Source organism: Paraburkholderia sp. 31.1, from assembly GCF_014397645.1.
GTDB classification, from domain to species: Bacteria; Pseudomonadota; Gammaproteobacteria; order Burkholderiales; family Burkholderiaceae; genus Paraburkholderia; species Paraburkholderia tuberum.
Map to the genome: position 1 here is coordinate 87,568 of NZ_VZQN01000029.1, position 20,862 is coordinate 108,429.

The 20,862-nt window shown below is 63.1% G+C and carries 20 protein-coding genes and 2 pseudogenes; 12 read left to right on the forward strand and 10 right to left on the reverse strand.

From position 1 onward, the window contains the following. Positions 1 to 31: 31 nt before the first annotated feature. From mug to F6X37_RS38005, 7 genes and pseudogenes are all read left to right on the forward strand, one after another. Complete coding sequence (mug, locus tag F6X37_RS22495) at positions 32 to 568, forward strand: G/U mismatch-specific DNA glycosylase (protein WP_222944908.1); 537 nt, start codon at positions 32 to 34, stop codon at positions 566 to 568. Positions 569 to 1,126: 558 nt separating this feature from the next. After that, positions 1,127 to 2,599: an MFS transporter gene (locus tag F6X37_RS22500; RefSeq protein ID WP_262419989.1), complete on the forward strand. Its 1,473-nt coding sequence runs from the start codon at positions 1,127 to 1,129 to the stop codon at positions 2,597 to 2,599. A gap of 12 nt (positions 2,600 to 2,611) precedes the next feature. Further along, complete coding sequence (locus F6X37_RS22505) at positions 2,612 to 3,688, forward strand: HlyD family secretion protein (RefSeq protein WP_187612803.1); 1,077 nt, start codon at positions 2,612 to 2,614, stop codon at positions 3,686 to 3,688. Beyond that, positions 3,685 to 5,208 (forward strand): efflux transporter outer membrane subunit, encoded by a 1,524-nt coding sequence (locus F6X37_RS22510; RefSeq protein WP_187612804.1) that lies wholly within the window; start codon positions 3,685 to 3,687, stop codon positions 5,206 to 5,208. The genes F6X37_RS22505 and F6X37_RS22510 overlap by 4 nt, the downstream gene beginning before the upstream one ends. Before the next feature lie 91 nt (positions 5,209 to 5,299). Then, entirely contained in the window at positions 5,300 to 6,529 is a 1,230-nt protein-coding gene (locus F6X37_RS22515) for an MFS transporter (RefSeq protein ID WP_187612805.1), read from the forward strand. Between the two features lie 48 nt (positions 6,530 to 6,577). Beyond that, a complete protein-coding gene (locus tag F6X37_RS22520; protein ID WP_184067569.1) occupies positions 6,578 to 6,778 on the forward strand; it encodes a copper chaperone in 201 nt (66 codons plus the stop codon). 121 nt (positions 6,779 to 6,899) lie between these two features. After that, positions 6,900 to 7,085, forward strand: a pseudogene (locus F6X37_RS38005) (acetolactate synthase, large subunit, biosynthetic type); the annotation flags it as partial. Between the two features lie 68 nt (positions 7,086 to 7,153). On the opposite strand, the gene F6X37_RS22530 reads toward F6X37_RS38005, so the two are convergent. The 9 genes from F6X37_RS22530 to F6X37_RS22570 all read right to left on the reverse strand — a co-directional run bounded on the left by F6X37_RS22530 (position 7,154) and on the right by F6X37_RS22570 (position 15,819). Continuing rightward, complete coding sequence (locus tag F6X37_RS22530) at positions 7,154 to 7,618, reverse strand: RidA family protein (protein WP_187612807.1); 465 nt, start codon at positions 7,616 to 7,618, stop codon at positions 7,154 to 7,156. A gap of 139 nt (positions 7,619 to 7,757) precedes the next feature. Then, entirely contained in the window at positions 7,758 to 8,465 is a 708-nt protein-coding gene (locus F6X37_RS22535) for an SDR family NAD(P)-dependent oxidoreductase (RefSeq protein WP_187612808.1), read from the reverse strand. A gap of 153 nt (positions 8,466 to 8,618) precedes the next feature. Next, on the reverse strand, positions 8,619 to 9,311 hold the full coding sequence (locus F6X37_RS22540) for an NnrU family protein (RefSeq protein WP_187612809.1): 693 nt from the start codon (positions 9,309 to 9,311) through the stop codon (positions 8,619 to 8,621). A gap of 267 nt (positions 9,312 to 9,578) precedes the next feature. Further along, complete coding sequence (locus F6X37_RS22545) at positions 9,579 to 10,271, reverse strand: Gfo/Idh/MocA family oxidoreductase (protein WP_222944909.1); 693 nt, start codon at positions 10,269 to 10,271, stop codon at positions 9,579 to 9,581. A gap of 376 nt (positions 10,272 to 10,647) precedes the next feature. Then, positions 10,648 to 11,676, reverse strand: a complete 1,029-nt coding sequence (locus F6X37_RS22550; RefSeq protein ID WP_187612811.1) for an alpha/beta fold hydrolase — start codon at positions 11,674 to 11,676, stop codon at positions 10,648 to 10,650. Positions 11,677 to 11,705: 29 nt separating this feature from the next. Next, entirely contained in the window at positions 11,706 to 12,725 is a 1,020-nt protein-coding gene (locus F6X37_RS22555; protein ID WP_184003693.1) for a Gfo/Idh/MocA family protein, read from the reverse strand. A 172-nt stretch (positions 12,726 to 12,897) separates the two neighbouring features. After that, positions 12,898 to 13,800: a shikimate dehydrogenase family protein gene (locus F6X37_RS22560; RefSeq protein ID WP_262419986.1), complete on the reverse strand. Its 903-nt coding sequence runs from the start codon at positions 13,798 to 13,800 to the stop codon at positions 12,898 to 12,900. Positions 13,801 to 13,810: 10 nt separating this feature from the next. Further along, positions 13,811 to 14,263 carry a cupin domain-containing protein gene (locus F6X37_RS22565; RefSeq protein ID WP_090805074.1) on the reverse strand — a complete coding sequence of 151 codons (453 nt, stop codon included), beginning with the start codon at positions 14,261 to 14,263 and terminating at the stop codon, positions 13,811 to 13,813. Between the two features lie 122 nt (positions 14,264 to 14,385). Then, positions 14,386 to 15,819 (reverse strand): MFS transporter, encoded by a 1,434-nt coding sequence (locus F6X37_RS22570; protein ID WP_184067546.1) that lies wholly within the window; start codon positions 15,817 to 15,819, stop codon positions 14,386 to 14,388. Positions 15,820 to 15,903: 84 nt separating this feature from the next. Between F6X37_RS22570 and F6X37_RS22575 the strand changes: the two genes are divergently transcribed. The 5 genes and pseudogenes from F6X37_RS22575 to F6X37_RS22595 form a co-directional block, all read left to right on the forward strand. Beyond that, positions 15,904 to 16,716: an IclR family transcriptional regulator gene (locus F6X37_RS22575; protein ID WP_184067543.1), complete on the forward strand. Its 813-nt coding sequence runs from the start codon at positions 15,904 to 15,906 to the stop codon at positions 16,714 to 16,716. Beyond that, positions 16,713 to 17,525, forward strand: a complete 813-nt coding sequence (locus F6X37_RS22580; protein ID WP_187612812.1) for a 2-keto-4-pentenoate hydratase — start codon at positions 16,713 to 16,715, stop codon at positions 17,523 to 17,525. The genes F6X37_RS22575 and F6X37_RS22580 overlap by 4 nt, the downstream gene beginning before the upstream one ends. Positions 17,526 to 17,538: 13 nt before the next feature. Then, positions 17,539 to 18,432 (forward strand): fumarylacetoacetate hydrolase family protein, encoded by an 894-nt coding sequence (locus F6X37_RS22585; protein WP_187612813.1) that lies wholly within the window; start codon positions 17,539 to 17,541, stop codon positions 18,430 to 18,432. Next, positions 18,407 to 19,156 carry a hypothetical protein gene (locus tag F6X37_RS22590; RefSeq protein WP_316251991.1) on the forward strand — a complete coding sequence of 250 codons (750 nt, stop codon included), beginning with the start codon at positions 18,407 to 18,409 and terminating at the stop codon, positions 19,154 to 19,156. Before F6X37_RS22585 ends, F6X37_RS22590 begins: the two co-directional genes overlap by 26 nt. Before the next feature lie 96 nt (positions 19,157 to 19,252). Beyond that, positions 19,253 to 20,578, forward strand: a pseudogene (locus F6X37_RS22595) (UxaA family hydrolase); the annotation flags it as partial. On the opposite strand, the gene F6X37_RS38010 reads toward F6X37_RS22595, so the two are convergent. Beyond that, positions 20,567 to 20,818 (reverse strand): transposase, encoded by a 252-nt coding sequence (locus F6X37_RS38010; RefSeq protein ID WP_410451389.1) that lies wholly within the window; start codon positions 20,816 to 20,818, stop codon positions 20,567 to 20,569. The pseudogene F6X37_RS22595 and the gene F6X37_RS38010 overlap by 12 nt on opposite strands. Positions 20,819 to 20,862 lie beyond the last annotated feature (44 nt).

Sequence of the window (20,862 nt, forward strand, 5' to 3'; positions counted from 1 at the left end):
GCCCACCGCGGCGCTGGCGGACGTGTCGTCGTTGACCAACGACGATTCGGCGCAATTGCTTCCCGACATCATTCAGTCCGGCTTGTCGATCCTCTTCTGCGGCATCAACCCGGGATTACGCGCGGCGTCGACAGGGCACCACTTTGAAGGCAGGGGCAACCGGTTCTGGAGAGTTCTCCATCTCGCCGGTTTCACGGACGAGGAGTTTCGCCCCGAGAACGACCGGCAACTGTTGAATCGTGGATACGGTCTTACCACGGCGGTCTTACGTCCCACGGCTCGTGCGGACCAACTGTCGAAGGCGGAGATTCAAGCCGCCGCGGCGCAGTTCGAACTGAAGATTCGACACTACGCGCCGCGCTTCATCGCGTTTCTTGGCAAGGTGGCGCTCGCCGAAATGTCCGGCCAGCGTGATATCGAATGGGGCTTGCAAGCCCGTGATTTCGCCGGTGCGCGCGCATGGGTCCTGCCAAACCCAAGCGGACTGAACCGATCGTTCAGCCTCGATGCACTCGTGAGCGCCTACCGTGAGCTCCGGTTGGCTGCGAAACTGGCGCTTCCCGACTAGACGGCAATTGCCGCCATAGGCGGGCGTTGCTGCCTTTTGCGGCGCGCTAAGCCGCGTCTCACGCTTTTGCCCGAGCCCATGCGGGTCGGTTCCACGCAGCCTGTAACGGCTGGTCGCGCATCAGCGTTCCGCTTGACTCAAACCAGCGCCTGAATCGCATGGCCCGTGACGAACCACCATGGTTCGTCACGACGCACGCTTTTCCGCCCATGCCGCGCGAGCGGCGCACAGCCGGTCGACACAGCACGGCCTGGCCAATTTTCCGTACTGGATGGCCCAAAACCCGCCTCGCCGAAGCTTTAAGAAATCGGCCCGATCTCTGACAATTAAGCAATCGGTGAACAGCAACGAAGAGCGGTGAGCCGACAGCTGACTGTCCGCGTCGGGCAGTACAGCTAACTAAACCAGAGCGGGTTGAAACCTATGACGACTGAAACGGAAGCGCCGAGTCTCCCGCGATCGCTGGAGAGCGGTCCTGTACGCGTGGTAGCGGCGCCGCCCCGGACGGCTCCTGCGCAGTTGGCCTTTACCAGGCGTATTGCGCTCGGGCTCGTCGGCATGCTGTTCGCGTCGTTGCTGGCGATCCTGAACGAGCAGGTCACCGCGGCCGCGCTGGCCGATATCCAGGGCGCGTTCCTGATCGGACATGACGACGGCACCTGGCTCACTTCGCTGTTCGAAGCAGCGAACGTCGCGACGATGGTGTTTGCGCCGTGGTTCGGCATCACGTTCACGCTGAAGCGGTTCACGATCGGCGCCGTACTCGCGACGATGTTCTTCGGCTTGCTGTGCCCGTTCGCTCCCAATCTGCCGACGCTTTACGTGCTGCGCATTCTTCAGGGAATCGCGGGCGGATGTCTTCCGCCGATGCTGATCATCGTGGCGCTGCGCTATCTGCCGCCCAATCTCAAGCTGTATGGCCTCGCCGGCTATGCGCTGACAGCGACCTTCGGGCCGGCCCTGGGCACGCCGCTCGCCGCGGTGTGGACGGAGTTCGTCAGCTGGCGCATGGCGTTCTGGCAGATCGTTCCGCTCGGCGTGCTGTGCTGCATCGCGATTCAGCGGGGGCTTCCCGCGGACCCGATGAAGCTCGAGCGGTTTCGCTCGTTCGACTGGATCGGCTTCGTGACCGGATTTCCCGCCGTCGCGATGCTGGTGACCGGTCTTTTGCAGGGCGATCGTCTCGACTGGTTCGATTCGGGGTTCATTTGCGTGATGTTCGGCGCGGGGGTGCCGCTGCTCGTTGCATTTCTCGTCAACGAATGGTGTCAGCCGGTGCCGTTTTTCAAGCTTCAACTGCTTGCGCGCAGGAATTTCACGCATGGACTATCGACCTTGCTCGGCACCGTGATCCTGCTGGTGGGCATGGCGGCAATACCGGCCCAGTATCTCGCGATAGTCCATACGTACCGCCCGCTGCAGACCGCGCCGCTGTCGTTGTTTCTGGCCGTGCCGCTGTTGATCACGCTGCCGCTGACGGCCGCTTTGCTGAACACGCGCCGCGCCGATCACCGCTGGGTAATCGCCACGGGTCTCGCGCTGATGTTCGTGACCTGCGCGATGGGAAGCTTCATCACGACCGAGTGGATTCGCGACAATTTCTACCTGCTGCAATCGTTGCAGATCGTCGCGCAGCCGATGGTGATCATGTCGATCCTGATGGGCGTGACGACGGGGCTGCCGCCCACCGAGGGTCCGTTTGCTTCGGCGATGTTCAATTCCCTGAAGACGTTTTCCGCGGCGGTGGCAAGCGGGCTCATCGAAGGTGTGGGGACGGCGCGCGAGCATTTCCATTCGAGCATGCTGGTCGACCAGCTGGGCAACCGCCCACTGATAGCGAATCAGGGCGTCGACGCGAACTACGGTCTGGGTCAGCTCGCGCACCGGATCCACGAACAGGCGGTCGTTCTGACTTCCGCCGATCTGTACCGCGTGATGGCGTGTGTCGCCGTTGCGCTTCTTCTGCTGGTTCCAGTGCTGCCGGTGCGCATCTATCCGCCGTGGAGCACGACGCCGCCTGCTTCGCATTGAGGAACGATTCCGATGTCATCGACTATGCCATCCCCATTGAAGATCTTTCGTGCTGCCGCGGTCATCGGCGTCGTCGGCCTCGCTGCATGGGGCGGCACGAGGCTGCTCGCGAGCCCGAATACCGAGTCCACCAACGACGCCTACGTCACCGCGGACTTCACGCTCGTCGCGCCGCGCATCCCGGGTCAGATCACGGACGTACTGGTCAATGACAATGAGGACGTGAAAGCGGGCCAACTGCTCGTGCGCATCGATGACCGCGACTTTCGCGCGGCGTTGATGAGCGCCGAGGCGGAAGTGGTCGCGGCGAAGGCATCGGTGGCGAACTTCGATGCGGAAATTGCGCGTCAGCCGTCGCTGGTGGAGCAGGCGCGCGCGACGCTGCGCGCCGACGACGCATCGATCGGTTTTGCGCGGGCCAACGCGTCGCGCTACCAGAACCTGTCCGACGCCGGCGCGGGGACGGCGCAGGAACAACAACGCGCTTCGAGCACGCTCGCGCAGCAGCTTGCGCAGCAGTCGCACGACCAGGCGGCGTTGCTGGCCACCGAGCAGAATCTGGACGTGCTGCGCACGCAGCGCGACAAGGCCGCGGGCGCGCTGGAACACGCCGAGGCGGCGCTCGAGCAGGCGAAGCTCAACCTGTCGTACACGGAGATCCGCGCACCCGTCGACGGCAAGGTCGGCCGCCGTTCGGCGCGGGTCGGCGCATTCGTGACGCCCGGCGCGCCAGTCCTGGCGATCGTGCCGCTGTCGGACGCGTACGTGGTCGCCAACTTCCAGGAGAGCCAGATCACCAATATGCGACCGGGCGAAGGCGTACGCGTGACGGTGGATAGCCTGCCCGGCATCGTGATCCGCGGCCGTGTCGATAGCCTCGCGCCGGCGACCGGCGTGAGCTTTGCGCCGATCGCGCCCGACAACGCCACCGGCAACTTCACGAAGGTCGTGCAGCGGGTGCCCGTCAAGATCACGATCGATCGCGGCCAGGCGAGTGCAGCGGCATTGAGCGTGGGGCTCTCGGTCGAAGCGGACGTCGTGGTGGGCCACAGCGGCGAAGCGACGGCCGAGGGAGCGCAAAGAGAATGAACACGAGCAACTACTCTGCGCGCGCGATCGTCGCGGCGCTTCTGACCTGTGTCGCGCTGACGGCATGCACGGTGGGTCCGAATTTCGAACGTCCACAGACGGCCACGCCGCAGGTCTTCGAGCGTACGCAAACCGCGCAGTCGCCGAGCCGGGCGGTGGAATCCCAGTTCGGTCCGGATTGGTGGACGCTGTTCAACGATCCGGTACTGAACCAGCTGGAAAAGCAGCTGGCCGACGCCAACCTCGACGTGGCCGCGGCCTCCGCGCGTTTGCTGCAAAGCCGGGCCGAGCGGCGCGTTGCCGGCGCCGCCGAATACCCGACGCTCGACGGCGCCGCCTCGTACAACCGCGAACGCGGCAGCCAGAACGGCATCCTGTCGCTGCTCGGCGTCACGCCGACGCAAAGCCAACCGCAATCGGCTTCCGGCAGCGCGCCGCTGGGCGTGGCTCCGTTGCCCGGCTCGGCGGGCTCGCCCGCCTATAACCTGTATCAGGCCGGGTTCGATGCGTCGTGGGAGATCGATCTGTGGGGGCACGTGCGACGCAGCGTCGAAGCGGCGAGCGCGCTGTCCCAGGCCTCATACGAGGACCGCAACGCGGTGCTGTTGAGAGCGCGCGCGGAACTGGCGCGCGACTATATCGAACTGCGCGACACGCAGGATCTGCTGCAGATCGCGAGACAGAACCTCGACATCGCCAACGATGTGCTGAAGCTCACGCGGGTTCGCGCGCATGAAGGCGTCACGACCGATCTCGACGTGTCGAACGCTGCCGCACAGGTGGAAAACATCGAAAGCCTGATTCCGACGCTGGAGTCGCACTGCGAGACCACGATCAACGCGATCGGGCTGCTGCTCGGGCAGGAACCCGGTGCGCTGCGGCAGACGCTTGCCGAACCGCGCGAGGTGCCGGTGCTGCCCGCGCAGGTGCCGATCGGCTTCCCGTCCGAGCTCGTGCAGCGCCGGCCCGATATCCGCAAGGCGGAGGCGGACCTGCATGCGGCAACCGCGACCGTCGGCGTCGCGAAGGCCGATTTCTATCCACGCATCACGCTGAACGGCAGCGCGGGGTTTCAGAGTCTTCAACTGTCGAATCTCGCCAGCTGGGCGTCCGGGCAGTTCGTCGTCGGGCCTTCGATTACGTTGCCGATATTCGAGGGAGGCCGTCTGAAGGGCACGCTGCAACTGCGTGAAGCACAACAACAGGAAGCCGCCATCGTCTACCGGCAGACGGTGCTGCGCGCGTGGCGGGAAGTCGACGATTCGCTCGTCACCTACGACGCCGAACAACGCCGCCGCGATCGGCTCGCCACGGCCGTCAGCATGAACGAGCGCGCGCTGGCCGTTGCGCGGGAACGCTACAAGGCGGGCGCGCTCGACTATCTCGACGTGCTGAACGTGCAGCGGCAATTGCTCGAAGCGCAGAGCAATCTGCAGAAGAGCAAAGCCACCGCCGCGACCAATCTGATCACGCTCTGTAAAGCGCTGGGAGGGGGATGGGAGTCGACCTACGGCGGATAACGGGCAATGTGCCGCCCGCCGTTCAATACTGGAACCGGATCGCGGCATGTCGCTGCGAATACCGGAGCGAACGAACAACAAGGAGCTTGTCATGCGCGATTCAACCCATTCAGCCGATAGTGCCGCCACGCCCGCATTCGCATCGCGCGGCAAGATCGTCATGATGGCGATCATCGCCGGCGCGGTGATCACCAACATTTACTGCACGCAGCCGATCCTTCCGCTGATCGCCGCGGGTCTGCGCGTCGACGTGACGACGGTCGATCTCGTCGCCGCCGCGGCACTGCTCGGTTTTTCGAGCGGGCTCGCGTTGCTGCTGCCGCTCGGCGACCGGTTCGATCGCCGCAAGCTGGTGCTGATCCAGATCGCGCTCGCCTGCGCGTTCGGCGTCGCGGGGGCCGTCGCGCCCGGCATCTGGGCGCTCGTCGCGGCGTCGTTCGGCCTCGGCATCGTGAGCTGCGTTCCGCAGCAGCTGGTGCCGTTCGCCGCCGTGATGTCGTTGCCGAGCGAGCGCGGGCGCAACGTCGGCACCGTCGTGAGCGGGATCATGGTCGGCATCCTGAGCGGCCGTACCATCGCCGGCGTGATCGGTACGGCGTATGGATGGCGCGCGGTGTACGTCGCCGAAGCGGCCTTCATGGTGCCGGTCTGGATCGCGGCCGCGGCGCTGCTGCCGCGCGGCGTGCCGTCGACGAATCTCTCCTATGGGCGCCTGCTCGCTTCGCTGTGGCCGCTCGCGCGGGACAATCGGCCGATCCGCGAATCGATGCTGATCCAGGCCCTGCTGTGGGCCTGCTTCAACGGGTTCTGGGTCAATCTCGCCGCGCTTCTCGCGAGCGGACCGTGGCATCTCGGCAGCGCATGGGCCGGCGGCTTCGGCGTGATCGGCGCGGCCGGCGCGTTCGCCGCTTCACTGGGCGGCAATGCGACCGATCGGGTCGGGTTCCGCAAGGTGATCGGCGCTAGCATCGGCATCGTCACGCTCGCGTATCTGCTGCTGTCGGGCGCGGCGAGCTCGCTGACGCTGTTGATCGTGGGCGTGATCGTGCTCGATATCGGCGTGCAGTCCGGTCTCGTATCGAACCAGACGCGCGCGTTCGCGGTCGATCCGAAAGCGCAGGGCCGTATCAATAGTCTTTATATGACGGCCACCTTTTTCGGCGGTGCTGTCGGCGCGACGGTCAGCGGCTGGTTGATGACACGCTATGGCTGGACGGGCATCGTCGCGTTCGGTATCGCGCTCGGCAGTCTCGCCGCCGCGATTCACTGGATCGGCACGCCTCGTGGGACGGTGGTCGAGGTCCAGGCGAGCCCGGATTGATCGCGAGCCGCCGCCTGGTTCGAACGTAGATGACTGGTGAGGTGAAACATGAAGTTCTCGATGAAAACTGAAATCCGTGCAGATGATGTTACCAGGCTCGAGCATGCGATGAAGTCGGTCGATCCCGACGCGAAAGTCGCGGTCGACGTTGGCACGCAAAGCGTGAGCGTCGACTCGTGGCTGATGCCCGAGGAATTTCTCGTCGCGTTCTACGACGACAACTACGAGGTGGCCGTCAAGGAGTGGTGACTCCAACGACGCCCGCGCGCGGATCGCGGCGGGCGGATCGCTGACGCCAGGCATGGGCCGCGGCGCGATTGCCGCCGCCATCCGAAGCCGCTTCGTCGTAACCGACCGCCGCGCCGACGAATCGCTCGCTGAACTGGAACAGAAACTCAGGGCGTTCATTGAATTCGCCGGACCGGCGTTCCTCGAAGTCATGATCGACCAGAACGCCGATGTGTTTCCCATGGTCGGGCCGGGACAAAGCTATGCGGAGATGATCACCGGGCCTTTCATCCCGTCTCGCGATCAGCGGGAGGCTGGCGGCAAGCACGTTTGGAGGCGTTTCGAGGCCCGCGCCGCCAAGCGGGAAGGGCGTGCGTCACGCCTGGCGCGCGTCGATCAGGCGGGCAGGATTTCGGCGATGACGACGATCACGACAGCGGCGTCGGCGGGACCCTGGCTATGCGAGAACGCTGAACGCGCATGTCCCGCTTTGTCGCCGAGCACGGCAGCGAACAGATCCGAAGCGCCGTCGACCACGGCGGGCTGCCCGTAGAATCCATCGGCGGAACTGACGTGCCCCTCGACGCGAACGATGTGATGCAGGCGCTCGAAACCGCCGAGATGATGCGAGATCTGCGCGAGTACGTTGAGCGCGGCGAGTTGGGCAGCCTTGCGGCCCTCTTCGAGCGTCAGGTTCTCGCCGACACGCCCCGAATAGAACATTTTGCCGTCGGACAGCGGCACCTGTCCCGAGATGAAAAGCAGGTTTCCGGCTTCGCTGACAGCCGTATAGCTGCCCAGCGGTTGCGCAGGAGAGGGCAGTTCGAGACCGAGTTCTGCGAGTTTCTGTTGGACGGACATGGTGGGCTCCTTGAGAGGGGCGTCGAGCGCGCGAATCAGATCATGCGCGCAATGTGCGGACACCCGCACTGACGATGAATCGCGTCATGGGTGCGGTGTGGGTCGGCTTGCCGGGCGAGTGCGGGTGACGCCAGACCACTTACTGGCCTGCGCTCTGGCCGCCGTCCACATGCAGGATCTCGCCGGTCACGAACGGTGCCGAGTGGAGATAGAGGATCGCATTGACGATGTCGCTCATGTCGCCCATGCGCCCGACCGGATGCATCCCGGCGAGCGTCGCGTGTGATTCGGCGGGATGCATCGGCGACTTGATGATGCCGGGCGACACCGCGTTGGCGCGGATACCGGCGCGCGCATATTCGATGGCGAGCGAACGCGTCGCGGCATTCAGGCCGCCCTTCGTCAACGACGCGAGCACCGACGGAACCTTGCTGTTCGCCTTTTCGGCGAGCGTCGTGGTAATGCTGACCACGTGACCGCTGCCGTGCTTCTGCATCGCGTCGATCGCGTACTGGGTAATGTAAAAGAAGCCGTTCAGGTTGACGTTCAGGATCGCCGCGTAGTCTTCGGCGGTGTACTGCGTGAACGGCTTCGCGATGAAGATGCCCGCGTTGTTGACGAGCGTATCGACGCGTCCGAAGTGCTCGATGGCAGCGTCGACGACGCGGCGGGCGGTAGCGGCGTCGCCGATGTCGCCCGCCACGGCGACATAGTCGGCCTCGACGGCCGGTGCGATGGAACGAGCCGTGGCGACGACGCGATGACCCTGCGCGCGGAAGGCTTTGACGGTTTCAGCGCCGATGCCTTGCGATGCGCCGGTGACGATGACGACTTTGGAAGTGCTCATGGTTTGTCTCACAGTGTGATTGATCTGGCCTGCTGGCCGTTCGAATCGATGGACCCGATGGAGGGCACTGTAGGCGCATCCGCCGCGAATTCGAACACACACCGTGGACAAAGAGTCTTGCGCCACGAGAACAAATCTCGTGGAACCGTGCGGCTAGAGCCAGCGCCAGATGCCCGCCGGCCAACCGGAGAGCGGGATATGAGCCCACGTCGCGACGAGCCAGAAAACGACGCCGCCCACCAGCGCGTGCATGCCGAACCCGCCCAGCCGCGCGCGGCCGGCGGCGATCGCCGCGAACGGCAGATAGCTCGTCTTCGATTCCCATGCGGGCCACAGATCGGGTTGCAGCCGCCGTTTCTTGCGGTCCTGTAGCGCGGCACCGACCAGCGCGAGGATGATGATCGCCCCGGCAAGCACGATGTTCCGGGTGACCGGGAACACGGCGATATGGCACAGTCCCCAAAGCGCGAACGACCACATCATCGGGTGACGGGTCACTGCGTACACGCCGCGCGCCGCGTCGGGAAACGCGATGGGCCGGCCGCCGGTGGGCAACGCCGGGTTGCGGATCAGGGAGCCCATCAGAAGGATCGATGCGATCAGCATGAGCACGGTCACAACTGCCCACAGCGCGTTGCCTGCCGGCCATAGCGGCGCGGAGACGGGCGTCCTGTCGTAAGCCACGACCATCCAGCCGAACGTCAGTATCGCAATCAGCGAATAGACGCCCATGGCACCCCGTTCGCCGATTGCCCGGACCATACCCGCCCGCAGCGGATGGGACAGGAGAAAGTGGCTGGCGACAAAAGCGAATGCCGCCACGACGAGTGTGTCGATGCTTTCCATTGGCCCGGCTCCTCAAGTCAGATGATCGGTCGACCGCGTGCATTGCGAGAATACTACTTCGCGCGCCACGACGAATGCAGCGATCGCTTCGCGAGTTTCGATTGCCGCGCGCCGCAAAACCTTGATTGGCAGTGTCGTCGTCGCAATGGCCGCGACACTCGCCATCGCATCGACTGCGCAAGCGGGGCAATGGGCCGCCAACCATCCCCGGCGCGTCGAAGTGAACAACCGTCTTGCCAACCAGAACAATCGCATCCGTCGAGAGGTTCAGGATCGGCAAATGTCGAGAGGCGAGGGCGGGCGCGCGTGGTGCGGTCTTCCGCAAGCGGCGAAGAGCGGCCCCTTGGCGGCGGAGTTAAGGTCTGCGTTGAAATTTGACTCGCACAACAACTCGTCGCAAGGCGTAGCGGCGGGTAGAGCCGTTAGGCGGCAACGGTCCTGGAAGGCATTGTCGACCGGTTCTGGTGCGCCGCCGTTGGCTACAGAGCGGTATCCTGCCTCGACGACAGCGATCGCATGCTCGGCCTCCCGCAACCCTGCAACGGGAGGACAACCATTCGCCAGATCGGCCCAGCTGCGCTTTAAGAACACCGAATAAAACTCGTCCGTGTTGTACTCCACCTTCGTGGCGCGCCCTTGCTGTTGGCCCCGCGCTTTGATGTAAAGCTGGTCGGCATAACCCCGGACGTAGGAGGAGGTATGCGAGATGGAAAACGCGAAGTCTCGCTGATCCTCCGCTGTTGATGGAAACAGGTAACCCGTTTCAACCACGCCGATTTGTCCCGCAGCGTTTCGGCACGTGAACACGGCTTGCTCCTCGACGGTCACATCAGGTCGATACGTTCGCATCTGCGCCGAGACGTGGGTGATGGGGCTGTTTGTGAGGGATGAGATCAGGTCAATGAAATGAACCCCGACATTCAACGTGGACCCTCCACCTGCGTGCCGTTTATCCAGCATCCAACTGCACCCGCCGCGCTCATACCGAGCTATCGGGCCAACGATGAACCTGAACGCGAGATGCTGGAATCCCTCCGGCGTAAATCCATTCGCGGGACGCTTCCATTCGTCCCGCTGCGCCTCTGTGGCGCAACGGGCCTTGGCGCCAGTTCGCTTGATCCACGAGCGGCAGAAACGAGCACCGCAGCGACAACACCATCGGGCGGACGCTCAAGGCGGACGCGAGGGCAGCGTATGCGTCACATCCCGCTGCCGCACGGCGACAGCAACAGCCCATCGCCGAACGGAACATGGTCGTTGCTCGAAAGACATGTTGTGTAGGTCCAGCTCAATAGCGAGGCGCCGGACGAAGGGGCGCCGTATTGTCCGGTCAGCATCACCTGGAGGCGCGGCGTGGGGCTGATTGCAGCAGTTCCTGCAACTCGGCTTTGTAAAAACGCGCCAGGCCGTTGGTACCGTGGCCGCACGTATCCTCGCTGGCAGGGATCAAAAGCAGCCGGCCGTGGCGCACATGCTGCATCGCGTGCTCCATCAGACCGGTCTCGGGCGGATAGCGTTCGTCATCGGCCGCGTTGATGGCGAGCACCATAGCCCGGATCTGCTCCAGGCCGGGTGCCGGGTTATAGCCGCGCGAGGCACCCCATTGATATAAGAAGTCGTTGGCATCCAACGTGAAAGGCTGGGCCAACAGGGTGTCCAAGAAATTGTCGGCCAACTCCATTGTCGGAGCTGCTTTCTGGTAGGCCAGCGTTCCGCCGTTGGTGGCCAGCGCGAAGAACGCGCTGGCAATGCGTAAGGAGCGGGGCGGGCTGGCGTAATTGCCATCCAGGTACTCCGGGTCGTCGCGGACCATCTCGGTGAGCATGCGGCGCAGCATCCAGTTGCGGCCCGACATCTCGGTCGGTTGCGACGCCATTGGCACCAGCGCGTCCATGAAGTCCGGATATCGCACCGCCCAGATCCACGCGTGCATGCCGCCCATCGAGTTGCCGATCAGCAGGCGCAAGTGCCTGATGCCCAGGCCCTCGGTCAGGAGCCTGTACTGCGCGAGCACCATGTCGTCGTAGTTGTAAGCCGGGAACCGCGTGCGCAGCCCGTCCGACGGCCTGGACGATCCGCCGGCTCCAATTCCGTCCGGGAGGACGATGAAATAATTGTTGGCATCAAGCGGCTGTCCGGGCCCGAACAGCTCTCCCGCGAACGCGGGCGTCAGCATGCTGGCGCCTGTGCCCGTCGTGCCGTGCAGGACCAGGACCGGCTCGCCGGACGGGTCGCCGATGGTTCGGTAGTGTAGCCGCACCTCCGGCATCACCTCCCCGGTGTGGAAACGGAAGTCTCGCGCGATCCAGTCGCCTTCCTTCGGTGCAGGATAATCGGCCAAATTGCAATATCTCGTTAGCGGCATAGGCGTGCGACGCAATCCGATGGCCTGGATTACCCGGAAATCGGTTCAAGAGTCTGAAGCGCACCCCCCTGCCGAGCAGAAGCGTAGGCCGCATCCATGACCTGCATCATCGCCTCGGCGTCGCGCAAGGACGCGATCGGCCTTGCACCTGTGCGGCATTCACCAAGCACTCGCTTGACGAACAGTGGATAGTAAATGTCGGTCTCTAACTGGAGACGGCGACTACGAGTGCCGGCGGCAAGATTGTTCCGGTCCCGAATCTCGATCCGGTCGGGGCCCGATTTTGCGTACATGCGATCGGATGAAAGGGTGAAGGAGAATTCGCGCTGCTCGTCTTGAGTACTGGGAAAGCTGTATCCGGTCTCCACGAGCCCGATCACGCCGTCTTCGGTTTGCATTGTCAGCAACGAGTAGTCCTCGACGGCGCCTCGATGCGTTCGGGAGTTCATGGTGGCGGAGACTCGCGCGACTTCTTTGCCGGTCAGTAATCTGAAGAGATCGATGAAGTGGGTTGCGACATTGATCGTGGATCCGCCTCCGGAAAACACAGGATCGAGTGCCCAACCTGCGCCTGCAGCTTCGTAACGACCAGGCGCACCTACAATGAAACGGAAAGACATGTAGTTAAAGTCCGACGGTATGCAATCCTCCGCATCTTCCAGTGCGCCGAGCAACTCGCTCATCCGGAAGATCAACGGTACGGCGCAATAAAGATTGGCTTCCTCGGTCAGTTTGCGCAGCCGCGTGACCTGCGACATGTTTACGCCGCAGGGTTTCTCCAGCGCGAACGGAATTTTTCGTTCGATCACCGCCTCCGCGAGCGTCGGCATTTCGGAATGCCGCCCAAACACAAACGCGAAATCGACATCCTCGCGTTCGAGCAATTCATACGCCGACGAGTACAACGTGCTCCCAAAGCGCGCGGCAATTGCCTGTCCTTTTACTTGCTCCGCATCTGAAACGGCTACCACCTGGATACCGGGCGCCTCGAGCGCATCGAGATAGAGTGGGACATGCCAATGGCTGGCCTCCAGCAATGCGACTTTCATGCGTGTTCTCCCTTCGCACCGTCGACGAATCGACTCCGTGCTTGCGCGATGCGCGCATTAAAGCTGGCCGCACATACCAATGTGGAAACGTTGAAACTGTTCATCGCATCTTCCCTCCATTCAAACTGGTAAAACTGTCGATTCCGGGCGCTTTCCCAGAGGCGTTAGGGCATTAACGACTTGCGTTCGTTGCAGGCGCGAAAAGCACGCCGTCGTCTGGTGCTGACCTGCCAGCAGGGTGGTAATCGAACCCAAGGAAGCGTAGGGCATGCACTGCCTGCCCTTCATGCATCGGCCCCCCGTCCTGGGTACGACAGCCGCGCGCATGCGCGGCGCGGCGAAGCTGCGTCGGCTCTGGCGCATTGATGATGTCTACGACGATGGTGCCGGGTGCGAGCCGCTCGGGATTTACCGGCATGGCGTCATTCGCGTTCATGCCGAGCGGTGTGGCATTGATCACGACTTCGAAACCGTGCGGGTCGGGAGGTCCGGAATGCGTGATGCAACCGGTTTCGGCAGCAACGGATTCCGCGAGCTCGCCAGCCCGCTGCTCGTCGACGTCGGATATGGTTAACGTTCGGGCGCCCGCCGCCGCGACTGCAAATGCGATAGCCCTGCCCGCGCCTCCGGCACCGACGAGAAGAACGGACTTATTCGCCGGATGATTGCCTTCCCATTGCATGCCAAGCACACAGCCCACGCCATCGAATATGGCGCCGACCCAGCGTCCATCTTCGTTGCAACGTATCACGTTGAGTGCGCCGACCCTGGAAGCAGTGGGATGGAGTTCGTCGACAAAATCCAGCATCCGTTGCTTATGAGGCATTGTGACCAGCAGGCCGGAAAGATTGCGTAACGCTCGTGCGCCGGCGACGAATGCGGACAGGTCTTCCGCCTTGACCCAAAACGGAACGCAGACCGCGTCCGCGCGCTGTTCGATAAAAAGCTGGTTCAGCAGTTGCGGCGACCTGGCTGCCGTCAGCGGATCGCCCACTAACCCGTAAAGTCGCGTTCTTCCCGTGATATGTGGATGCATTGCGGCCTCATGTCCGATGTTGACGGAAGGTGCAGTCATAGCTTACTGCTCACTTCCAGGGTGCCGGGGCTTCGGCGAGATCCCATGTTCCGTAGACAGCGGGCTCGTTAATCTCGATGACTTCAAGGTCATCGGAGCGCCAGATCACATTGTGCGGAACGCCGGCGGGTTGCGAGAGGTCGTCCCCGGCGTTGAGAGTCACATCGCCCTCGACGCCGGCGAAACGGAACGTCACCGATCCGCGCAGCACATACAGATAGTGCGCAGTCATGTCGTGCCAATGCCAGCCCGTGGCGTCGGTGAACGGGGTCAGTGCGCGAATGTGCTTGGCGCCGATGCGACCGTTGGTCACCGCGGCGAGTCCGAGGTCGCGATACTCGGAGTCCGCGCGCAGCCCTTCCTTGTTCCAGACCGCTGCGGATGCGCTCACACGTGCGAACGGAGTCAGGGATTGCGCGAGTTCGCGCGGGCCATCGTAACGTGGCGTACCTTGGTTGTGCATGTGTCTTTCTCCTGTGTGGCATCAGATATTGGCGAGTGCCGCGGCCGCGTGTTCCTGCCCGGCTCGTCCGAACAGCGTAAGTTGCGCCGGGCGGTCGCTGCCGATATGGCCCTTGCTTTCGGCTACGAGCGCAGTTGGTTCGTCAGATCCTGTGAGCCGGCTGTTCCGGTCGCCTCACGCAACATCTCGGCGCGCAGACGATCGTATTCGCCTTTGGGTACAGGGACCGCGTTGCGGTCGCCGAGATCGTGGAGCCGGACCCGGTACGTCTCGCGCGTGGTAAAGGCGGCGATCGCGGCCACGACACAGATGCCGAATGTCAGGGCTCCGATCTTCAGTGGAATATTGGCGGAGCCGGGGGGCGCGACCGCGACGAAGAATGCCGGGAGCAGCGCGGAAAGCGTCGTCCCGACGTTCTGTCCAATGGCCATCCCGGACACGCGCACGCGCGTGTGGAACAGTTCGGAGAACAGGCTCGGGAATACGCCGTTGAAGCCCTGATAGGCGATGCCCCACATGAGCACCGAGAGAACCATCGCCAGCCACACGTTATGGATGCTGATAGCGTACAGATACACGAACGAGAGCAGTCCGGCGCTGAGGGTGCCGACAAGGACTGGCGGCCTGCGACCAATCCTGTCTGAGAGGTTGCCGACGAAGGGAATCAGGATCACTGCGCAGATATTGCCCAGAACAGGGATCCACAGATACATGCCGGGAGGGAAGCCGATGCCGTACGCCGGCTGAACCGCGTAGGCGGTGCCGAAGACCGCGGCGACAAGGGCGATTACGGCGGTAAGCGCCATGCAAACCACGCGCACGACATCGTCCCAGCTCTGCCGGAGCACTTCGACGACTGGCGAGGCGGGAATTTCGCCGTGCACGCGCTCCTCGGCGAACGCCGGGGTCTCATCGACTTTGCGGCGAATGACGTAGCCCGCGATGAGAACGACAATGCTGAGCAGGAACGGAATCCGCCAGCCCCAGGAGGTGAACTGGTCCCTGGGCATGAAATGCGCGAGAGGCAGGAAGATCGCTGCCGCCATGAGCTGTCCGGCCTGCACCCCCTGGAGGGTAAAGCTCGCGAAGTAGCCGCGCCGGCCGAACGGTGCGTGCTCGAGAATCATTGAACTGGCGCCGGAGAGCTCCCCGGCGACCGCGAAGCCCTGGATGAGGCGAAGAACCACGAGCAGCACCGGCGCCCAGATGCCGACCTGCTTATAGGTTGGCAGGACCCCGACGGCCATCGTTGAAAAGCCCATGAGGAACATGCAGAGGAGCAGCACCGTCTTGCGGCCGTGGCGGTCGCCCCAGTGGCCGAGGACGACGGCGCCCACCGGGCGGGCGATATAGCCGACACCGAAGGTTGCCAGTGAGGCGATGATGGCGACCGTTGGATTATCAGACGGAAAGAAGAGCTGCGGGAACACCAGCGACGCCGCAGTCGCGTAAATGAAGAAGTCGTAGTACTCCAGCGCCGAGCCGATCCAGCCGCTGGCCGCGGCGATCTTCGACTGGCGCTTGCCGTGAGGCTTAACCCGGGTGTTCCGATTCATGCTTGTCTCCATCGTGATTGACTTTCCGGTGCTGTTTGTCTATTGTTGTAACACCGTTCCATTAAGAATCATGTTACGTCAATTATGAGAGTTGTCAAGGGAGCAGTTGACCGGTCGCTGCAGGCGATCGAGTTGCTCGCACGTGAGGCGCGCTGGATGCGCATCTCCGATATCGCCGCCGAACTCGGGCTGGAGAAGGGCCCCGCGCATCGCGTACTCGCGCAACTGTGCGAGCAGGGCTGGGCGGAACAGGATGAACAGACCTCCCAGTACCGTCTGACCTTGAAGCTGTCCCTGCTCGGTCAGCGGTACCTGCATGGGCTTGGTCTGCCGGGTCTGGTGCAGCCGATCCTCGATGAGGTCGCGGGTCAGTGCCGCGAGCTGGTCCGGCTGACGGTGGTCAACGAAGGAACACTCGCGTGGCTGGCAGCGTCCCAGGGCGCGGCACCGGGCCTGATGTATTCGCCGTCCATGCATAGTCCCATCGTCTTGCATGCCACATCGGTTGGCAAGGCGTGGCTGGCTGGAATGCCGAACGACCAGGCGATCGAATACGCCCTGCGTGGTGGACTCGGAAAAGCGTCCGCCGCGGGCGCATGGACGCCGAAGGCCATTACCAGCGTCGAGCAGCTGATTCCGGAGTTGGAGCGGACCAGGCAGCGTGGCTATGGCCTTGTCGTCGAAGAGGCCGAGCCGGGTGTCGTCGCATTGGCGGTGCTGGTGCGTGCGCTGCCTGACGGTGCGGTGGTCGGCACCATGAGCATTGCCGGGCCGGTCACACGGGTTCAGCCGGAGCGTTACGAGGCCTTTTACGCGCTATTGCAGCAAGCGTCCGCGAAGCTGGGTGCCGTATGGCCGCGCCAGAGCGTCGGTGCGCATGCGAGTGAGGCGGCATGAGCACGCCGGATGCAGATCAGGCTGTCGGGCGACTCGCCGCGCTGGATGAGCAGGCAGCACGCCTTCTCGTCACGGCGCGCCAGCGAGGCACGTTCGCGGAGCGCCTTCCCGTCGAACTGCGTCCCCAAAATCTGGATGAGGGTTTCGCGATCCAGCAACAGGTGGGCGATCAGCTCGGTTGGCAGGCCGGCGCCTGGAAATGCGCGCTGCCGCCGGGGGGCAAACTCATCGCTGCGCCAATCTATGACGCCGTTATCCATCGAGGCGCCCAATGCTGCACTCGCGCCGGGCTTGCGCAGTCTTCTGTAAGGGCAGAACCCGAACTGGCCTGTTTGCTGGCTCGCGATCTGCCGCCACGGCGCGAAGCCTATGGCGAAGCCGAGGTGCTCGACGCTCTCGGGAATGTTCACCTCGCGCTCGAACTGCTGGGCAGTCGCTATGCGCATCCAGAATCGCTGACGTTTCCTGAATTGCTGGCAGACGGTCTGTTCAACGCCGGTCTTGTCATGGGGCCGCGCGTTCAATTGCGCGAGGGCGCGACGCCGGCCGATCTCCCGGTCCAATTCACCGTCAGTGTGACTCGCGCCGGACACGACACGGTCAGTTTTTCTGGCTGCCACCCTGATCGCAGCGTGCTCGCGCCGATCGTGTGGCTCGTCAATTTTCTCCGCGTCCGCGGCCTTGGATTGCATGCCGGCCAGGCGGTGATCACGGGCTCTTACGCGGGCGTGCTCGAGTTGCCGATCGGCAGTGAGTTGCATATCGGCTTCGGTGATCTCGGCACGTTGCCGATACTTTTTTTGTCTTGATAGGAGTCTTCAAATGCGTCTCGTCCGTTTCGGCCAGCCTGGTCAGGAGCATCCCGGTGTCATCGATTCAAGCGGCGCGATCCGCGATCTGACCGGCATCGTCGACGACATCGACGGAACGACTGTTTCGGCTGCGGCCCTTGCGAAGCTGAGCGAACTCGATCTGAATCGCCTGCCCGTCGTGGAAGCGGGCACGCGCCTGGGCGCCTGTATCGGCAATGTCCGTAACCTCGTGTGCATTGGTCTGAACTACACCGACCATGCCGCTGAAACCGATACGCCCATCCCGCGGGAACCTGTCGTGTTCAACAAGCATACGGGTTCGATCAGCGGTCCGAACGATCCCGTTATCTTGGCGGCAGACGCGCAAAAGCTGGATTGGGAGGTTGAACTGGGCGTGGTGATCGGCAAACCCGCCTGGCAGATCGATGAAGCCACCGCGCTCGATCATGTGGCGGGTTACTGCCTTGCCAATGACGTTTCCGAACGCGCGTATCAGCTCGAACGCGAAGGCCAGTGGACCAAGGGCAAAAGCGGCTTCTCTTTTGCGCCGCTCGGCCCGTGGCTCGTAACGCGCGATGAAGTGCCCGACCCGCAGGTGCTCGACCTGTGGCTCGACGTCAACGGCACACGTCGTCAGACGGGCAACACACGCACGATGATCTTTAACGTCGCGCATATCGTGGCGTATCTCAGCCGCTTCATGCCACTGATGGCTGGCGACGTCATTATTACCGGGACGCCTCCCGGTGTCGGCCTCGGTCAGAAGCCGCCCGTCTTTCTGAAAGCGGGCGACACCATGACCCTCGGCGGCAGCGGACTCGGCGAGCAGAGCCAGAAGGTCGTGCGGTATGCGGATTCGCTTGGCACGGCATGGGGCCGTGGCGAATATCCGTTGGCACGATAAAACGATTCGATCTGTAGAAGGAGGAGATATGAGCCTTGCTGGAACGGGCGTCGTCGCAATCTGGCATGACCTGCTGCCGGAAGCGAAGGATGAATTCTACGAGTGGCACAACCGCGAGCACATGCCGGAACGCGCCGGGATTCCGGGGTTCAGGCGCGGGCGGCGCTACATTGCGCTGGATGCGGGCCCCGAGTACTTCAATCTGTATGAAGCCGACACCGTGGAGGTGCTCGGCGCGCAGGACTACCTGCTTCGGCTCAATTCGCCGACGCCGTGGACGAAGCAGGTCGTCGCCTCGTTTCGCAGCGTGGCCCGCTCGATCTGCCATGTGGCGTATTCGGAAGGTGTTGGGCAGGGAGTCAATCTCATGACGGTGCGCTTCGACGTGCCTTCCGCGGCGCGGGCCGATGTCGTGAAGGGATTGCGTCAACGGGTCTTGCCGCCGCTCGCCGACCGGCCCGGGATCACGGGCGTGCACCTGTGTCTGGCCGATGAGGCCGTCAGCAAGGTCGAAACTGCTGAGAAGAAGGCGCGTTCGGAAGGCACCCAGGTGCCGACATGGATCGTGATGATCGAAGGATGCCGTGCCGACTATGTCCGCACAACAGTGGACGCTTTCCTTGCCGGGCTCACTGCTTTGCCAGGGGCCGCCGCGGTTGCGCCGGACTCCACGCTCTATCAACTCGAGTACACGCGCTGCAAGACGCCGTGGAGCGCTGGCTGAAACGTCGTTTGAACACGGCTGCACCGCGCGTAATGCGACGTCGTGCAGCCGATCCTGAAACCGTCGTTACGCATTGAGAAACGAAGGAGTAGTTCCATGTCGTCCCCTGTTGCGGGCAAGTCTGTCGCATCGACCGCGGTCAGACCGGGTCGCGTCATTCGACTCAATCCCGCTGACGATGTCGTCATCGCCCTCGATCAGCTCATGTCCGGCACGGTGCTGGATGAGGAAGCGGTGACGGTCTCGGGATTGATCCCGCCCGGTCACAAAGTGGCGACACGCGACATCGGTGAAGGTGAAGCGGTGCACCGTTATGGCCAGATCATCGGCTTTGCGAGTCAGCCGATCCGCGCGGGGCAGCACGTTCACACCCATAATCTCGCGATGGGCGAATTCGCCCGTGACTACGCATTCAGTCAGGGCGTACGTGCCGCTGTCCCATCAACTGAATCGGCGACATTTCGCGGCATTGTGCGTGAAGACGGCCGCGTGGCAACGCGCAATTACATCGGCATCCTTACCTCGGTGAACTGCTCCGCCACGGTCGCGCGAGCCATTTCCGACTATTTCCGCCGTGACATTCATCCTGAAGCGTTGGCCGCGTTTCCGAACGTCGATGGCGTCGTCGCGCTCACCCATGGTTCGGGTTGCGCTATTGACTCCGAAGGCGACGGCCTCGCGATCCTCCAGCGCACACTTGGCGGCTATGCGTGCCATCCCAACTTCGCGGGCGTGCTGGTTATCGGCCTGGGCTGTGAAACGAATCAGATTTCGCGGCTGCTCGAAACCCAGGGGCTCAGGGAACACGACCGCTTGCGAACCTTCACGATTCAGGACACCGGTGGCACGACCCTGACTATTGCAAAAGGTATCGAACTGGTTCGGCAGATGTTGCCCGACGCGAATGACGTTAAGCGGGAAACGGTTTCGGCAAGTCATCTCACCATTGGCCTTCAATGCGGTGGGTCGGACGGATATTCGGGCGTCACGGCCAATCCTGTGCTGGGTGCAGCCGTCGATTTGCTCGTGCGGCACGGCGGTACCGCGATTCTCTCGGAGACGCCGGAGATTTATGGCGCCGAGCACTTATTGACCCGCCGCGCGGTAACGCCCCAAGTGGGACAGAAACTGGTCGATCGCATCAGGTGGTGGGAAGCATACGCGCAGCGGCAAGGGGCGCAGATCAACAACAATCCGTCGGCGGGCAATAAGGCCGGCGGTTTGACGACCGTCCTCGAGAAATCGTTGGGCGGCATCGCAAAGGCAGGCTCCACGAACCTGGTCGAGGTGTACGAATACGCCCAGCCGGTTAGGGCGCGCGGTCTCGTGTTCATGGACACGCCTGGCTACGATCCGGTGTCGGCGACCGGCCAGGTTGCCGGCGGTGCGAACCTGATCTGCTTTAAGTGTTCACGAAAATCTGATTTGAAAATCTGAGCCGAATCCGTCGAGCAGTTTTTTGACCTCGGCATCGATGGTTTCCTTGGTCCAAGTGACGAAGCGGCGCCAGTGATGCTTGGCGTGCTTCCAGAGGATTTCGATGAGATTCAGTTCGGGGCTGTAGGGCGGCAGATAGAAGAGCACCATGCGATGTTCGAGAAACCATCGGTCGATTGTTTCCTGATCGATGTTGTGATGGATCGAGGCGTTGTCGAGCACCACTACCGTCGTCAGACCGGGCGCGCTTTTCCGCGCGATCTGCTCAA

Excerpts from the sequence above, each read along its gene's own strand:
- F6X37_RS22500 (WP_262419989.1), top strand. The coding sequence starts at position 1,127 with ATGCTGTTCGCGTCGTTGCTGGCGATCCTGAACGAGCAGGTCACCGCG.
- F6X37_RS22505 (WP_187612803.1), top strand. The coding sequence starts at position 2,612 with ATGTCATCGACTATGCCATCCCCATTGAAGATCTTTCGTGCTGCCGCG.
- F6X37_RS22510 (WP_187612804.1), top strand. The coding sequence starts at position 3,685 with ATGAACACGAGCAACTACTCTGCGCGCGCGATCGTCGCGGCGCTTCTG.
- F6X37_RS22515 (WP_187612805.1), top strand. The coding sequence starts at position 5,300 with ATGCGCGATTCAACCCATTCAGCCGATAGTGCCGCCACGCCCGCATTC.
- F6X37_RS22520 (WP_184067569.1), top strand. The coding sequence starts at position 6,578 with ATGAAGTTCTCGATGAAAACTGAAATCCGTGCAGATGATGTTACCAGG.
- F6X37_RS22530 (WP_187612807.1), bottom strand. The coding sequence starts at position 7,618 with ATGTCCGTCCAACAGAAACTCGCAGAACTCGGTCTCGAACTGCCCTCT.
- F6X37_RS22535 (WP_187612808.1), bottom strand. The coding sequence starts at position 8,465 with ATGAGCACTTCCAAAGTCGTCATCGTCACCGGCGCATCGCAAGGCATC.
- F6X37_RS22540 (WP_187612809.1), bottom strand. The coding sequence starts at position 9,311 with ATGGAAAGCATCGACACACTCGTCGTGGCGGCATTCGCTTTTGTCGCC.
- F6X37_RS22545 (WP_222944909.1), bottom strand. The coding sequence starts at position 10,271 with ATGCTGGATAAACGGCACGCAGGTGGAGGGTCCACGTTGAATGTCGGG.
- F6X37_RS22550 (WP_187612811.1), bottom strand. The coding sequence starts at position 11,676 with ATGCCGCTAACGAGATATTGCAATTTGGCCGATTATCCTGCACCGAAG.
- F6X37_RS22555 (WP_184003693.1), bottom strand. The coding sequence starts at position 12,725 with ATGAAAGTCGCATTGCTGGAGGCCAGCCATTGGCATGTCCCACTCTAT.
- F6X37_RS22560 (WP_262419986.1), bottom strand. The coding sequence starts at position 13,800 with ATGACTGCACCTTCCGTCAACATCGGACATGAGGCCGCAATGCATCCA.
- F6X37_RS22565 (WP_090805074.1), bottom strand. The coding sequence starts at position 14,263 with ATGCACAACCAAGGTACGCCACGTTACGATGGCCCGCGCGAACTCGCG.
- F6X37_RS22570 (WP_184067546.1), bottom strand. The coding sequence starts at position 15,819 with ATGAATCGGAACACCCGGGTTAAGCCTCACGGCAAGCGCCAGTCGAAG.
- F6X37_RS22575 (WP_184067543.1), top strand. The coding sequence starts at position 15,904 with ATGAGAGTTGTCAAGGGAGCAGTTGACCGGTCGCTGCAGGCGATCGAG.
- F6X37_RS22580 (WP_187612812.1), top strand. The coding sequence starts at position 16,713 with ATGAGCACGCCGGATGCAGATCAGGCTGTCGGGCGACTCGCCGCGCTG.
- F6X37_RS22585 (WP_187612813.1), top strand. The coding sequence starts at position 17,539 with ATGCGTCTCGTCCGTTTCGGCCAGCCTGGTCAGGAGCATCCCGGTGTC.